Below are 13,174 nucleotides of genomic sequence, written 5' to 3'. Positions count from 1 at the left end.
GCAGGACGCAGCCTCCCTGGCGGAACCCCCTTCTTCGACCCGGGTTCGGCTGCATGAACCATGATCTTCTTCTGGCGGGTGCCGGGCTTTCGGGCGGCCTGATCGCGCTGGCTGTCCGCCAGGCCCGTCCCGATCTGCGGGTGACGCTGCTGGACCGCGCGGCAGGTCCGTCGGACGGGCATACCTGGTCCTGTCATGATACCGATCTGGCGCCGCATTGGCTGGACCGTCTGGCGCCGATCCGCCGCGGAGCCTGGCCGGACCAGGAGGTCAGCTTTCCTGGTCATGCACGGCGCCTGCGGGCGGGCTATGGCTCGATCGACGCTCGGGGGCTGTTAGGCGCGGTCGAGGCCGCGGGCGCGCGGATCCGCTGGAACAGCGACATCGCTGGTCTGGACCAGGCCGGCGCTACCCTGGCCGATGGCAGTCGCCTTACGGCACGTTGCGTCATCGATGCGCGGGGCGCGCAGCCGTCGCCGCATCTGGCGGTGGGCTTTCAGAAATTCGTGGGGGTCGAGATCCGCACCGATCGTCCCCATGGCGTCCAGCGCCCCATGATCATGGACGCGACCGTGACCCAGCAGGACGGTTATCGCTTCATCTATCTGCTGCCCTTTTCCCCCGACCGCATCCTGATCGAGGACACGCGCTACAGTGACGGCGCCGATCTGGATGACGAGGAACTGGCCCAGGCCTCGCTGGACTATGCGCGGCAGCGCGGCTGGACCGGAACCGAACTGCGGAGAGAGCGCGGCATCCTGCCCATCGCCCTGGCCCATGATGCGTCGGGGTTCTGGGCCGACCATGCCACGGGCCCTGTTCCGGTGGGCCTGCGGGCGGGCCTCTTCCACCCGGTCACCGGCTATTCGCTGCCCTATGCGGTGCAGGTGGCCGACCTGGTCGCCGACCTGGCCCGGCGGGATGCGCTGACCACGGACATGCTGCGCAGTGCGCTGCGCGATTTCGCCCTGGCGCGGGCGCGCAAGGACCGTTTCCTGCGGCTTCTGAACCGGATGCTGTTCCGCGGCTGCCCGCCCGAGCGGCGCTATCTGCTGCTCCAGCGCTTCTACCGCCTGCCCGAAGGCCTGATCGAACGGTTCTATGCAGGCCGCCTGACCCTGGCCGACCAGTTGCGCATCGTGACCGGCAAGCCGCCCATTCCGCTTGGACAGGCCATGCGCTGCCTGCCCGAAACCCCCCTGCTGCAGGAGATTGCATGACCGACCCGACCCCCGCCGCAGGCTCTGCCATCGTCATCGGGGCCGGTTTCGGCGGCCTGGCCCTGGCCATCCGCCTGCAATCGGCAGGCATCGCCACGACCCTGGTCGAGGCCCGCGACAAGCCGGGCGGGCGGGCCTATGTCTGGCATGACCAGGGGCATGTGTTTGATGCGGGCCCCACCGTCATCACCGACCCCGAGGCGCTGAAGGAGCTGTGGGCCCTGTCGGGGCAGGACATGGCCCGCGACGTGACCCTGCTGCCGGTGTCCCCCTTTTACCGCCTGCTGTGGAGCGACGGGAAAAGCTTTGACTATGTGAATGACGGCGACCAGCTGGAACAGCAGATCCGGGCCTTCAACCCCGACGACCTGGAGGGCTACCGGCGGTTCCACGACTATGCCGAGGCCGTCTATCAGGAGGGCTATCTGAAGCTGGGCACGACCCCCTTCCTGAAGATGGGCCAGATGCTGAACGCGGCGCCCGCGCTGGTCAAGCTGGAGGCCTATCGCTCGGTCCACAGCGTCGTGGCGCGCTTCATCAAGGATCCGCATCTGCGGCAGGCGTTTTCCTTCCACACGCTGCTGGTGGGCGGCAACCCGTTCTCGACCAGCGCGATCTATGCGCTGATCCACGCCCTCGAACGCCGCGGCGGGGTCTGGTTCGCCAAGGGCGGCACCAACCAGCTGGTGGCGGGCATGGTCGCCCTGTTCGAACGCTTGGGCGGCAGGCTGATGCTGAACGCCAAGGTCGCGCGGATCGAGACCGAGGGCGCGCGCACGACCGGCGTGACCCTGGTCGACGGGCGTCGGCTGGACGCCGGGATGGTGGCCAGCAACGGCGACGTCATGCATTCCTATCGCGACCTGCTGGGCCAGACCCGGCGCGGCCGGACCAAGGCCATGATCCTGGGCAAGCAGCGCTGGTCCATGTCGCTGTTCGTGCTGCATTTCGGCCTGTCCGAAATGCCAAAGGGGCTGGCCCATCACAGCGTCCTTTTCGGCCCGCGCTACAAGGAACTGGTAAACGAGATCTTCAAGGGGCCAAAGCTGCCCAAGGACTTCTCGCTCTACCTGCATTCGCCCTGCGTCACCGACCCCAGCCTGGCGCCGCCGGGGATGTCCACCCATTACGTCCTGGCGCCGGTTCCGCATCTGGGGCGCGCCGACGTGGACTGGGCGACCGAGGGGCCCGCATATGCCGACCGCATCTTGGCCAGCCTGGAGGACCGGCTGATCCCCAACCTGCGCCGCAACCTGACGGTGCAGCGCATCTTTACGCCCGCCGATTTCAAATCGGAACTGTCGGCCCATCACGGCAGCGCCTTCTCGATCGAGCCGATCCTGGCGCAATCTGCCTGGTTCCGCCCCCACAACCGCGACCGCAGCATCCGCAACTTCTACATCGTGGGCGCGGGCACCCATCCCGGTGCGGGCATTCCGGGCGTCGTCGGCTCGGCCAAGGCCACGGCGCAGGTGATGCTGGCCGACCGGGCGCAGGCATGACGGACCTGGTCGAGACGTCGACGCAGGCGATCGTCAACGGATCGCAAAGCTTCGCCGCCGCCGCGCGCCTCATGCCGCCGGGCATCCGCGACGATACGGTGATGCTCTATGCCTGGTGCCGCCACGCCGACGACCTGATCGACGGGCAGGAACTGGGCGACAGCCCGAAGATCATCGCCGATTCCCAAGGCCGCCTGCAGGCGCTGCGCGCCGAAACGCTGGCGGCGCTGGAGGGCGACGACCCGGTCAGCGCGCCCTTTTCCGCGCTGAGGGCGGTGGCACGGCGCCATGATTTTCCGCAGCGCTGGCCGCTGGACCTGGTCCAGGGTTTCGCGATGGATGTCGAAGAGCGGCGCTACCGCACCCTGGATGATGTGCTGGAATATTCCTATCACGTCGCGGGTGTGGTCGGCGTGATGATGGCCCGCATCATGGGGGTGCGCGATCCGCATGTCCTGGATCGCGCCTGCGACCTGGGCCTGGCCTTCCAGCTGACCAATATCGCGCGTGACGTGATGGACGATCATGTGGTCGGGCGCTGCTATCTGCCGGCGGACTGGCTGGACCAGGCCGGCGCGCGGGTGGAAGGCACCATCCCGTCGCCGGAACTCCATGGCGTGATCCTGCGGCTGCTGGACGCGGCGGAACCCTACTACGCCTCGGCGCGGGTGGGACTTAGGGCGCTGCCGCCCAGATGCGCCTGGTCGATCGCCGCGGCGCTGCGCATCTATCACGCGATCGGCACGCGCATCCGCAAGGGCGGGCCGCAGGCCTATCGCCGGCGCATCAGCACGTCGAAACCGGCCAAGATCGCGCTGGTGGCGCGGGGCGGGCTGGATCTGGGATGGTCGCGGCTGCCGGGTGCCGGCGTGTCGCGCGACGGGTTGTGGACGCGGCCGCGAACCAGCTGACCCTCAGGCGCTGTCCTTGATGCCATAGGGCAGGACGCGTTCCAGCAGGGCCGCGATCTCGGGCGCCTGCAGGCGGTGGCTGCGCAGCATCCGGTCCAACTGGGCGCGGTTCGCCCTGTAATGCAGCGAGGCGCCCTGCATGTCCGCCACCGCCAGCAGGCCGCGCTTGGGTCCGGGCGCCTGCACGTCGCGCCCGGCATCCTTGCCCAGGCTGGCGCTGTCGCTGATGATGTCCAGCAGATCGTCATAGGACTGGAAGACCCGTCCCAACTGGCGCCCGAAGGCAATCATCTGCAGCTTGTCCTCCTCGTCGAAACCCTTGACGACGGACAGCATCTCCAACCCCGCCACGAACAACACGCCGGTCTTCAGGTCCTGTTCGCGCTCGATCCCCGCGCGGTCCTTTTCGACATGCAGGTCCAGGTCCTGGCCCGCACACAGCCCCTCTGGCCCCAGGGCGCGGGTCAGGATGCGCACCAGGCTGGCACGGGTCTGGGGGCTGGCGGCGCGGGCCGTGGCAAGGACCGCCATCGCCTCGGTGATCAACGCAATGCCGGCCAGGACCGCGCGGCCTTCGCCATGCGCGACATGGGTGGCGGGCTTGCCGCGCCGCAGCTTGGCGTCATCCATGCAGGGCAGGTCGTCGAAGACGAGCGAGGCCGCATGCACCATCTCGATCGCCGCCGCGGCATCGATCATCGTCTCGCAGACACCGCCCGAGGCCTCGGCCGCCAATAACAGCAATGTCCCGCGAAAGCGTTTGCCCGATGACAGCGCCGCATGGCCCATCGCCGCGCCCAAGGGTTCGGACACCGCGCCGAAACCTTCGGAAATCTCGAAAAGCCGGGCGTTCAGCAGGTCGCGATGGGTGGCATTGACGTCTCGTCTCATCAGGACCTGCGCGTTCGGGTTCCAACTGGGGCTGGCGCGGTCACCGGCCGGGACCGACATACTGCGCCAACGTCATTCATGTGCGATCGGTTCGGAAAATTGAAGAAGAACTTGCCCTTGACTTCAGGTTATCACGGGCGGGCGGGCAATACTCCCCGGCATCTTAACAAAGCCGTGTGACGTGTCGCGCAGCCGACACATCCGGACATATGGGCATGCTAAACCGAAGGGGCAGCCCGGGGGCGTGTTTACCAGTGATGTTTTACCCTTTTTGCGCTCTCGTGCTGCATCCGCCGGGGGGGATGCGCCACAGGTGCTTGGACTGACTGCGGTTTTCCTGTATTCATGGTCGGCAAGAGCCCAAAAGGCGGATTTGCCGTGCATCTTTCAGACCGACCCGATTGCGCCCAGACGGGCAGCGCCGCCCGCCAGCGCATCGCCAACCCGGCCGAGCTGCTCGCGGCCGTCAAGGCGCTGAAGCCGGATATCCTGCGGGGGGCATCGGACGCCCAGCTCAGCGGCTTTTTGTCACATGCCTCGGTCCGGCGCATGCGCCGCCGCAAGGAGATCCTGCGCCAGGGGGAACCTGCGGATTGCGGCTTCATCGTCCTGGAGGGGCAGGTCGACGTCACCTTCACCGATCCGGACGGCAACCGCGTCTTGGCGCATCTCGCGCGCCCCGGCGAAGTCCTGGGAGAGGCCGAGCTGTTTTCCGGCCTTACCTGCGCGGCCAGCTGCGCCTGCCAGCCCGGCGCCCTCCTGCTGCTGTTCGACGCCCCGCTGATCCTGCGCCACATCCCGGCCGAACTGCTGTTGCGCAACCTGGCCCGCATCTTCCACAACCGGATGATCCGCGACAACAGCATGCATTCCGTTGCGATGTTCTATGACGCGGCCGAACGGGTCCGGGTCCACCTGCTGTCGATGTCCTCGACCGATGCGCCCGAAGTGCAGATCAGCCAGAACGAACTGGCGGGCTTCGCCGGCTGTTCGCGCCAGACCGTCAACCGCACCCTGTCGCAGATGCGGGCCGAGGGCATCGTCGAAATGGGGCGCGGCACCATCCGCGTGCTGGACCGGCAGAGGCTGGTGGAGTTCCGCCACGGCGACAGCCCGGTGCCTTCGGGCTCGCCCTTCGTCGCCCGTTTCCGCGGCGGCGCCCCGGTGGAAGGCGTGCGGCAGATCCCCCAGATGCCGGAAGCGTGACCCGCATCCGCCGCCGCAGGGGATGAACAAGCGGGCGCAGGTGTCCTATCTGGCTGAGAAGGCGCCCTTTCATCTCCCGGAGACCGCATGTCCGACCCGAACCTCAGCCATGACCGCGCCGGAGACCGCTATGCCCGCGAGTTGGAGCGGCACCTGGACTGGCTGGACAGCTTCACCTCCACCGCGCTTGGGGTCCTGTCGGCCGCCTCGGGGATTTACACCTATCTGGGGGTGCGGACGCTGCTGGACGATCCCGGCATCTGGACGACCTTCGCGGCACTGGCCTATTCCATCGCCGTCTCGGTCGGCATCTTCGTCTTCTGGTCCTATCTGCTGCGGCTGCTGCCTGCCGTGCGTTCGGCCGCCTCGCGCGTCGGGTTGCTGCTGACCATGGCGCTCGGCTCGGTCGCGATCGTCGCCATGTCGTCCTGGCTGAACGCGGCTGCGCTGGCCGGGGGCGCGGCGGTCGAAACGCATATGGCGACCACCGTGCAGAACTATCAGACATCGCTGGAACGGGCGCATTCGAACGCGGTGGCGGGCCAGTCCCTGTCGCGCGACGTGGCCCGGGTGCGCCAGAGCTTTCAGGACCTGTCCGAACAGGAGGCCGGCGGTACGCTGTCGGGATTTTCGGGGCGCGGCGCGGTCTTCCGGGTCCTGACCCAAAAGGGGACCGAGCTGCAGGCGCTGGAGGATCAGCTGGCCGAGGTCTCGGCACCGATCGAGGCGACCTTTGCCCAGGGCAACACCATCCTGTCGCGGATGCGCAGCGTCTCGGTCGCGCCCGGCGGGCTGGAGGACCGGACCGTACGCTTTTCCGAGGACGCGGTCGAACTGGCGGGCCTGATCACCCAGCTGCGCCAGCTGAACCCCGCGCCGCTGGTCGGCCGTGCGGCGCAGGACCTGTCGGATGCCGTGGTGCTGCCCGAACTGGACGGCGCCACCGCCGCCACCCGCGCGGGCCAGTCCAGCACCATCAATTCCGTCCTGACCCTGGTCGAGCAGCGCGCCCAGACCCTGGCGACAGCCGCGGCCGAGGTGATGGCGCTGCCCCCGCCCGACGACGCGCTTTATACGCCGATGTCGGCGGCCGACGCCGTCATCGTCTATGCGGAAAACTTCGTGCCGGCCTGGGCAGGCGCCATTTCCATCGACCTGCTGCCGGCGGTCCTGGTCTTCATCATCATGGTCGTGCAGGCCGCCATCCGCATGGGGCGGGGCGAAGGCCACCGCGACGACCGGATGACCGTAGGCGAACTGCGGGCCGCCCTGGCGGCCTCGGACCTGCTGCGGCAGGTCGAGGCGCTGAACGCCCAAAGGCATGTCCCGGCCGCTGTGACGCCGCAGGATGTGGCCGGTCCCGGTACGGCCGCGCCGCCCCATCCGCAGGGCACCCCCAACGGCCGCGGCGCCTGAGATGGCCTGGCTCTCGTCCCCGCAGCGGGCGATTCGGGCGGTTCTGGCGTCACAGGTGCTGCTGGCGATGGCCATCGTCGGACTGGACCTGCTGCGCAGCCCCGGCACGGCGGCGCCCGGCCTTTTCGCACCCCCCGCGCAGGGACCGAGCGTGCGCCCCTATCGTCCCGATCTCCGCCCCGCCGACCCCGCGCAGCCGGGCGCTCCGGCGATGCGCCCGATGGCCGATGCCCTGGAATTCGCGGCCGACGCGGAGGCGATCCGCCTGACCGGCCAGATCGCGCCGGGTGATGCCGACCGCTTTGCCACTTGGTTGGACCGCAACCGGCCTGCGGCGCTGCGGGTGATGCTGGACAGTTCCGGCGGCTCGGTGTCGGACGCGCTGGCCATCGGACGCACCATCCGCGCGGCCGGCTACGCGACCGAGGTGGGCGAGGGGGCGGTCTGCCTCTCGGCCTGTCCCTACATGCTGGCGGGTGGCGTCAGCCGTCAGGTCGCCTCGGGCGGGATCGTCGGCGTCCACCAGCATTACTTCGGTCGAAACACCATCCTGCCGGCCTTCATGGCGATCAACGACCTGCAGCGGGCGCAGGCGGGGGTCATGGATTACCTGACGCAGATGGGCGTCGACCTGCGGCTGATGACCCATGCCCTGCGCACCCCGCCCGAGGAGATCAACCTCCTCGACGCCGCGCTGATGGAGGAGTTGCGCCTGACCACGCCCGCCGCCAAAGGCTGAGCGGTTGCGGCGGGACGCGGCCTTGCATAGCAACGGGGGCGGCAGGACAACAGGACGGAGGCCGCGTGCAAGCCCTGATCGATCAACATCTGGGCAACCCGCTGATCCTTGCGGCCCTGCTGTTCCTGGCGCCCTTCGTGCTGGAGGAGGCGGCGATCCTGGCAGCCGCGGCACTGGTGGCCTCGGGTGACATGGCCGCGGGGGTGGCCCTGGGCGCGGTTGCGCTGGGCATCGTGGTCAGCGACTGGTCGCTTTATGCGCTTGGTGCCCTGGCCGGCCGCAGCCGCCGCATCCGGGCCTGGATCGACCCGGCGCAGCTGGTGCGCGGTCACCGGCTGCTGCACCGGGGGGCGGTGCCTGCAGGCCTTTTGGCGCGGCTGATCCCGTGGCTGCTGTTTCCGGTCTTCGTGGCCAGCGGCTTTCTGGGGGTGGGCTTTCGGCGCTTTGCCGCGATCAACGGGGCGATCGCGCTGGTCTATGTGGTGGTGCTGTTCTTTGGCGCCCTGGGCCTGAACGTGGTCCTGCTGGACTGGCTGGGCAACTGGGCCTGGGCGGTGGTCGGGCTGTTGCTTCTGGCCCTCATCCTGGGCGGGCGATGGGCCGCGCGCCGCTATTTTCCGGTGGATGACGCATCCGCGGACTGAGGTCCCGGCCCCTCGGCCAGGCAATCCAGCGCCTCCGCCAGCAGGTCGTGATGCGTCCAGGGCAGGAAGTGGTCCGCCCCCTCGATCATGACGCTGCGCAGGCGGGCATGGCCCGACAGGCGGCTGCGCAGGTAATCGGTGTTGCCCGGCGGCACCAGCGAATCGGCCAGCCCCTGCACGACGGTCACAGGCATCGTCAGGCGCGACAGGTCCGGCCCAAGGCGCATCAGATCCTCGCGCAGCGCCAGCAGTTCGGCATTGGAATTCGTCAGCTCGGTCGGCAGCAGCTGGGCAAAGAAATCGGTCGCCGCGACCTGCTGCAGGGGATGCGTCTCCTCCAGCGCCGGATCGGCCGCCGGCGCCACCAGCAGCAGCGCCGCCACCCGCTCCGGATGATCGGCCGCCAGCCGCAGCGCCACGGGGCCGCCATAGGAATAACCCACCACAATGGCCCCAGGCCCCCCGGCCGCGCCCAGCAGCGGCAGGACCGCGCGGGCCTGGGCCTCAAGATCGGTCAGGGGCTGGTCGCCGCTGGCGCCAAAGCCCGGCCGGTCAGGGGCCAGGTACAGCCGCCCCGGGGGCACATCGGCCAGAAACCGCGCCCATTCCTCGCCCAGACCCGGGCTGCCATGCAGAAAGATGACCCGCTGCCCGTCGCGCTGGCCCGCCGCCAGCACCGACAGCGGCGAACCATCCGCGGCGGGCCCGACCTGCACCCTGCGGGGGCTTCCGGGCGGCAGGTCGTCGAACTCCAGCCCCAGCCCGGTGATGGCCGTCACCTGTTCGCGCAGCGGCTGCAGCGGCTCCAGCACATAGGCCAGCGCATCGGCGGCCAGGGTGGAGTCCTCGGCCGGGATCTGGATGATCTGCCCGGGCTGCGGACATTGGGGAAGGTCGGCGATCATCGGCAGGCATCCTTGAACTGCACGCCGGCCATGGGCGCCGGTGCAATGTCAGGCCCCTGCCGCTTGGCCGCAAGAGGCGTCATGAACTGGGCGGATAGATGCGGCGCAGGGCCTCCTGCCGGCGCTGCAGGCGGAACATGCCCCGCAGGCCCACCGGCCGGACGCCTTGCCTCCGCATCTTGGCCCCGATGGCGAACAGCAGGCGGTATTGCCGCCACAGCGCGCGATAGGCACCGCCAAGTGTGCCTTCGCCCGACCAGATGTGCAGCATCTCGGCCCCGGCGCCGTTCAGCTCGACGATGCGAAAGCCGCGCCCCTCGCGCAGCGCCTGCGGGCTGGCAAAGCGGATGTCGAAGCGCCCGAAGTGAAAGTCCGGCAGCTCGCGCGAGATCTGGTCGATCTCCGCCTCCAGCTGCGGGGTAATTTCGGATGCAGCGTCGCGATAGACCGCGCCCAGCCTGGCGCTGCGGGCATTGGTGAGGCTGTGGAAGGCGTCCCGCGCCGGCACGCTATTCCAGCTTTCGGGATGGCGATCGCGATAGAGATCGGCGTTCGGGCGCAGGATGCTGTCCTCCTGGACCAGCTGCGCGACGCTGCGGCGGCCGTCCCCGACGACGTGCGGCGGATAGACGAAGGCCATCGAGATGATCCGTCCCCGCGCCTCGTCCGGTTGGCGGACATAAAAGATCGCGGCCTCGCCGGGCATGTCGACCAGCGCCTGCAGCAGGACCAGCGCGCCGGGCGGCTGCACGGCAAGATAGTCCGACAGGTCGGCCTGCGTCCTCAGCACCCGGACGCCCCAGCCCTGATAGCCCCGATCAGGCTTGCCCACGACGGGAAAGCGCAGCTCGGCCGCCTCCATGGCGCGCAGCGCCCTGGCGGTGCGGTCTGTGCCGGGGCGGCACTCGACGCGCGCGAAAGGGGCCAGCCGACGATGTCCCGCGGGTCCGAACAGATCCAGCGCCTGCGACTTGCTTTCCCCCCAGAGGCCGCCCGCCTCCATCGAGGGGTTGGCGGCGGTGGGCAGCGTGACGCTGCCGTGGCGCAGCGACAGGCCCAGCCACATCAGCGCCGGCAGCAGGTAGAACAGCCGCTCGGGGATGCGCCGCTTGAAGCGCGGATAGCGCGGGCCGGGCGAAGGACGCAGCGGCATGCGCGCGGCGTCCGTGGGGCGTTGGTGCAGGGGATAGGTCAATGATCGCGGTCTTCGGGTCCGGTCGGGTCGGGTCATGACGCAGCGGCCGGTCGGGCCGCAGCACGCCTGCGAGGGGGCAGCATGGGTCCTTTCGCCCGAAAGGTCCAGTTCACAAAGGTCAGGCGGCCTGCCCCCGCACCGGTCGGGCGCGGGGACAAGGACCTCAGGCGGCGGTCTCGGCCCGCCATTCGCCACCCGGGCGATAGCGGGCGGCGACCTTGCCGCCGTCCAGCGCCAGCAGGTGCAGCCAGCCGTTGTCGAACAGCGCCCTGACGCCCGGGTGGCGCGCCAGGATGTCGCTCATCGCCGCGGTCGGGGCATCGATCATCACGGTCAGGCGCAGCGCCTCGTGGCTGGGGCGGGTGCCGTCATGGACCGCCTGCCAGGGCAGGCCGGGCCGCAGCCGCCCGCCATTGCCCTCGACCACGCCGATGCCGCCGGTGACGTTGTGGATCAGCTTGTTGCCGCCGCCAAAGACCTGCGGCGCCACGGTCGAGCCATAGTATTGCAGGCTGATCCAGCTGGCCACCACGACCGGGGCGGTCAGGATCAGTTCCAGCACGCCGAAATCCGGGTCCTGGTCGCGGTCATAGCTGTGCAGGAAGGCCCGCCCGCCCAGATCGACGCCCCGGGTCGCGGCGCGCGGCGCGGCGATAAAGGCCGCGCAGCCCGCCAGGCCCCATTCGGGCCGCGTCTCGGCCCAGTTGGCCGCCCGTGCCGCCAACGTGGCGGCGCTGCCGCCCGGCAGCCGTGGCGCCCGTTCGGCCCGCGTGCGGGCACCGGCCTGGTCCAGCCAGGTCCGCGCCTGCGCCAGGTCGGCCGCATGGTCGCGGGTCGGGCCCTCCTGGTACAGCGTCACCTGGTCGGTGGTGGTGTCATGCAGCGCGGCCACGAACAGCGTGTCCTCGGGCAGGGTGATGCCTTGGGCGGGCAGCGCGGCCCGCGTTTCGGCGTCGTTCAGCAGGCCCGCCAGCACCCGGGCCGAAACCTCGCCCGTCCGGCCCCCGCAGGCGCCGCAGTGATAGGCGCTTTCATGCGGGTTGTTGGTCACATGGGCGCCGTGGCCCACCAGCAGGATCAGCCGGGCATGCCCCTGCGTCAGGCCCATCGCCCGCAGGACCTTGGCCGCCAGTTCGCCCTTGGCCTCGGCCGCGAGGCTGTTGGCCAGCCGCGGTCCGGGCGCGGGCATCGGGCCATGGCCCCGACCAAGCGCGTCCTTCAGCAGCTTGGCCCCATAGATCGGACCCGCCGCCTCGACGAAGGCAAAGGAGGAGACCGCCGCCTGCCGGAACCGCCCCCAGGCCCGCGCCGCCCTGGCCGAGATCCGGGCATCCTGCTCTGACGCCGCGCTGCCCTGGCTGGTCGCCTGCAGGCCGGGCCGCAGCAGGACCGGCAGATGCGCCTCGACCTGGTCCGAGGCATGCGGGTGATGCGCCAGCGGCAGGCCGAAGAAGCCCGCAAATCCGATGGTGTCGACGGTGGGGGCCACATCCTCCAGCGCCCGGCGGAAGGTCTCGGACCGCACGTCGATGCAGAAGGCCGCCTGCAGCGCGGGCCGCCCGTGCAGGGACCGCTGCCCGGCCAGCCGCGCCGCCAGCCGCCGCTGATGCGCGCGTTCGGATGCGTCCTGCAGGATGGCGTCCAGCACCTGGTCGGCCGACGGCTCGACCGGCAGCGCATGGCGCGCCACCACCTCGGCCCAGGGCTGGGCCAGCTGCGGCAGATGCGCCAGCAGCGCCTCGTCCCAGATCAGCCGGATGGCCAGAAGGTCGGTCAGCGTCGCGTCGTCGCCGCCCTCCAACTCTGTCTGCCAGGACAGCCAGCGTGCGTGCTGCGCCCAACCGCCCAGGTCGATCAGCAGTCGATGGAACGCCGTGGGGGCCGAGGCGGCCGTCAGCGACAGCCGGTCGGCCGCCCGCAGGATTGCCCGTTCGGCCGTATCGGGGCAGGCGGCGACATGGGCGCAAAAGCCCGCAAGACCCGCAATTTCGGGGGTCAGGTCATGGGTCGCCCATTCCCTCCAGGCGGAGAACGCGTCCTGATTCGGGGCGGGTGTCCACAGGGCTTGGCCCTGGTCGAACCGGCCGGCGGCCCACAGCCCGACCGCGCGGGCGATGATCGCGGGCCAGTCGGTCCCGGTCGCGACTGCGGCCAGGTCGGCCAGCGTCGGAAGGGCCTCGGGCGTGGCGGCGGGGCAGGCCAGCCGCGCCTTCAGCATGGCCAGGTCCACCGGCTTCAGCGCCGAGGTGCTGGCGATCAGGGCAGCGGCCAAGTCGTCGTCGCTGATCCGGCCCGAGGCGACCTCGGCCGCGAAATCGGCGCGCGGGCGGGTCAGCGACAGGCCTGCGACCCGCGACAGGCGCGCGGCGGCGGTGGCCAGATCCTCCTCCGTCTGGCCCAGAAAGGGGTTCACGGCGACGGTGGCGGACAGCGGAAAGGCCGGGGGCACGGCGCGGGCGGCGGCGGTTGCGGCATCCAGCAGGTCGGCGGCTTGGTCGGCGGTGATCGAGGCGTGGTTCAGGAACATGGGAACCTCTTGGTCCAA

At 70.0% G+C, this 13,174-nt stretch carries 11 protein-coding genes; 7 read left to right on the top strand and 4 right to left on the bottom strand.

The window, feature by feature from the left end; translation table 11 throughout:
• The first annotated feature begins 53 nt into the window (after positions 1-53).
• Genes crtY through ACNR9W_RS09105 form a run of 3 tightly spaced genes read left to right on the top strand, consistent with a single transcriptional unit; the run spans position 54 to position 3,633 of the window.
• The gene (gene crtY, locus ACNR9W_RS09115; RefSeq protein WP_419267672.1) at positions 54-1,220 is read left to right on the top strand and encodes a lycopene beta-cyclase CrtY; all 1,167 of its coding nucleotides are present in this window, start codon (positions 54-56) and stop codon (positions 1,218-1,220) included.
• Positions 1,217-2,722, top strand: a complete 1,506-nt coding sequence (locus tag ACNR9W_RS09110; protein ID WP_419267673.1) for a phytoene desaturase — start codon at positions 1,217-1,219, stop codon at positions 2,720-2,722. The genes crtY and ACNR9W_RS09110 overlap by 4 nt, the downstream gene beginning before the upstream one ends.
• Complete coding sequence (locus ACNR9W_RS09105) at positions 2,719-3,633, top strand: phytoene/squalene synthase family protein (protein WP_419267675.1); 915 nt, start codon at positions 2,719-2,721, stop codon at positions 3,631-3,633. The genes ACNR9W_RS09110 and ACNR9W_RS09105 overlap by 4 nt, the downstream gene beginning before the upstream one ends.
• Before the next feature lie 3 nt (positions 3,634-3,636).
• On the opposite strand, the gene ACNR9W_RS09100 is transcribed toward ACNR9W_RS09105, so the two are convergent.
• Positions 3,637-4,524, bottom strand: a complete 888-nt coding sequence (locus tag ACNR9W_RS09100) for a polyprenyl synthetase family protein (RefSeq protein ID WP_419267677.1) — start codon at positions 4,522-4,524, stop codon at positions 3,637-3,639.
• A gap of 378 nt (positions 4,525-4,902) precedes the next feature.
• On the opposite strand from ACNR9W_RS09100, the gene ACNR9W_RS09095 reads away from it, so the two are divergent.
• The 4 genes from ACNR9W_RS09095 to ACNR9W_RS09080 all read left to right on the top strand — a co-directional run bounded on the left by ACNR9W_RS09095 (position 4,903) and on the right by ACNR9W_RS09080 (position 8,529).
• Positions 4,903-5,730, top strand: a complete 828-nt coding sequence (locus tag ACNR9W_RS09095) for a Crp/Fnr family transcriptional regulator (protein WP_419267679.1) — start codon at positions 4,903-4,905, stop codon at positions 5,728-5,730.
• Positions 5,731-5,817: 87 nt separating this feature from the next.
• Entirely contained in the window at positions 5,818-7,146 is a 1,329-nt protein-coding gene (locus ACNR9W_RS09090) for a hypothetical protein (protein WP_419267680.1), read from the top strand.
• Between the two features lies 1 nt (position 7,147).
• Entirely contained in the window at positions 7,148-7,885 is a 738-nt protein-coding gene (locus tag ACNR9W_RS09085) for a COG3904 family protein (RefSeq protein WP_419267682.1), read from the top strand.
• Between the two features lie 65 nt (positions 7,886-7,950).
• On the top strand, positions 7,951-8,529 hold the full coding sequence (locus tag ACNR9W_RS09080) for a DedA family protein (protein ID WP_419267683.1): 579 nt from the start codon (positions 7,951-7,953) through the stop codon (positions 8,527-8,529).
• Here the strand turns inward: ACNR9W_RS09080 and ACNR9W_RS09075 are convergent.
• The 3 genes from ACNR9W_RS09075 to ACNR9W_RS09065 all read right to left on the bottom strand — a co-directional run bounded on the left by ACNR9W_RS09075 (position 8,496) and on the right by ACNR9W_RS09065 (position 13,156).
• Positions 8,496-9,434, bottom strand: a complete 939-nt coding sequence (locus tag ACNR9W_RS09075) for an alpha/beta fold hydrolase (RefSeq protein ID WP_419267684.1) — start codon at positions 9,432-9,434, stop codon at positions 8,496-8,498. The genes ACNR9W_RS09080 and ACNR9W_RS09075 overlap by 34 nt on opposite strands.
• Positions 9,435-9,513: 79 nt before the next feature.
• Positions 9,514-10,587: a hypothetical protein gene (locus tag ACNR9W_RS09070; RefSeq protein WP_458478480.1), complete on the bottom strand. Its 1,074-nt coding sequence runs from the start codon at positions 10,585-10,587 to the stop codon at positions 9,514-9,516.
• 205 nt (positions 10,588-10,792) lie between these two features.
• Positions 10,793-13,156, bottom strand: a complete 2,364-nt coding sequence (locus ACNR9W_RS09065; RefSeq protein WP_419267686.1) for a YbcC family protein — start codon at positions 13,154-13,156, stop codon at positions 10,793-10,795.
• Between the last annotated feature and the right edge of the window lie 18 nt (positions 13,157-13,174).

The organism is Paracoccus sp. T5 (genome assembly GCF_048538155.2).
Lineage (GTDB): Bacteria > Pseudomonadota > Alphaproteobacteria > Rhodobacterales > Rhodobacteraceae > Paracoccus.
The sequence above is the reverse complement of the archived record's forward strand: the minus strand, read 5'-3'. Positions and strand labels throughout refer to the sequence as shown.

Excerpts from the sequence above, each read along its gene's own strand:
- ACNR9W_RS09100 (WP_419267677.1), bottom strand. The coding sequence starts at position 4,524 with ATGAGACGAGACGTCAATGCCACCCATCGCGACCTGCTGAACGCCCGG.
- ACNR9W_RS09085 (WP_419267682.1), top strand. The coding sequence starts at position 7,148 with ATGGCCTGGCTCTCGTCCCCGCAGCGGGCGATTCGGGCGGTTCTGGCG.
- ACNR9W_RS09075 (WP_419267684.1), bottom strand. The coding sequence starts at position 9,434 with ATGATCGCCGACCTTCCCCAATGTCCGCAGCCCGGGCAGATCATCCAG.
- ACNR9W_RS09090 (WP_419267680.1), top strand. The coding sequence starts at position 5,818 with ATGTCCGACCCGAACCTCAGCCATGACCGCGCCGGAGACCGCTATGCC.
- crtY (WP_419267672.1), top strand. The coding sequence starts at position 54 with ATGAACCATGATCTTCTTCTGGCGGGTGCCGGGCTTTCGGGCGGCCTG.
- ACNR9W_RS09065 (WP_419267686.1), bottom strand. The coding sequence starts at position 13,156 with ATGTTCCTGAACCACGCCTCGATCACCGCCGACCAAGCCGCCGACCTG.
- ACNR9W_RS09110 (WP_419267673.1), top strand. The coding sequence starts at position 1,217 with ATGACCGACCCGACCCCCGCCGCAGGCTCTGCCATCGTCATCGGGGCC.
- ACNR9W_RS09105 (WP_419267675.1), top strand. The coding sequence starts at position 2,719 with ATGACGGACCTGGTCGAGACGTCGACGCAGGCGATCGTCAACGGATCG.
- ACNR9W_RS09070 (WP_458478480.1), bottom strand. The coding sequence starts at position 10,587 with ATGCCGCTGCGTCCTTCGCCCGGCCCGCGCTATCCGCGCTTCAAGCGG.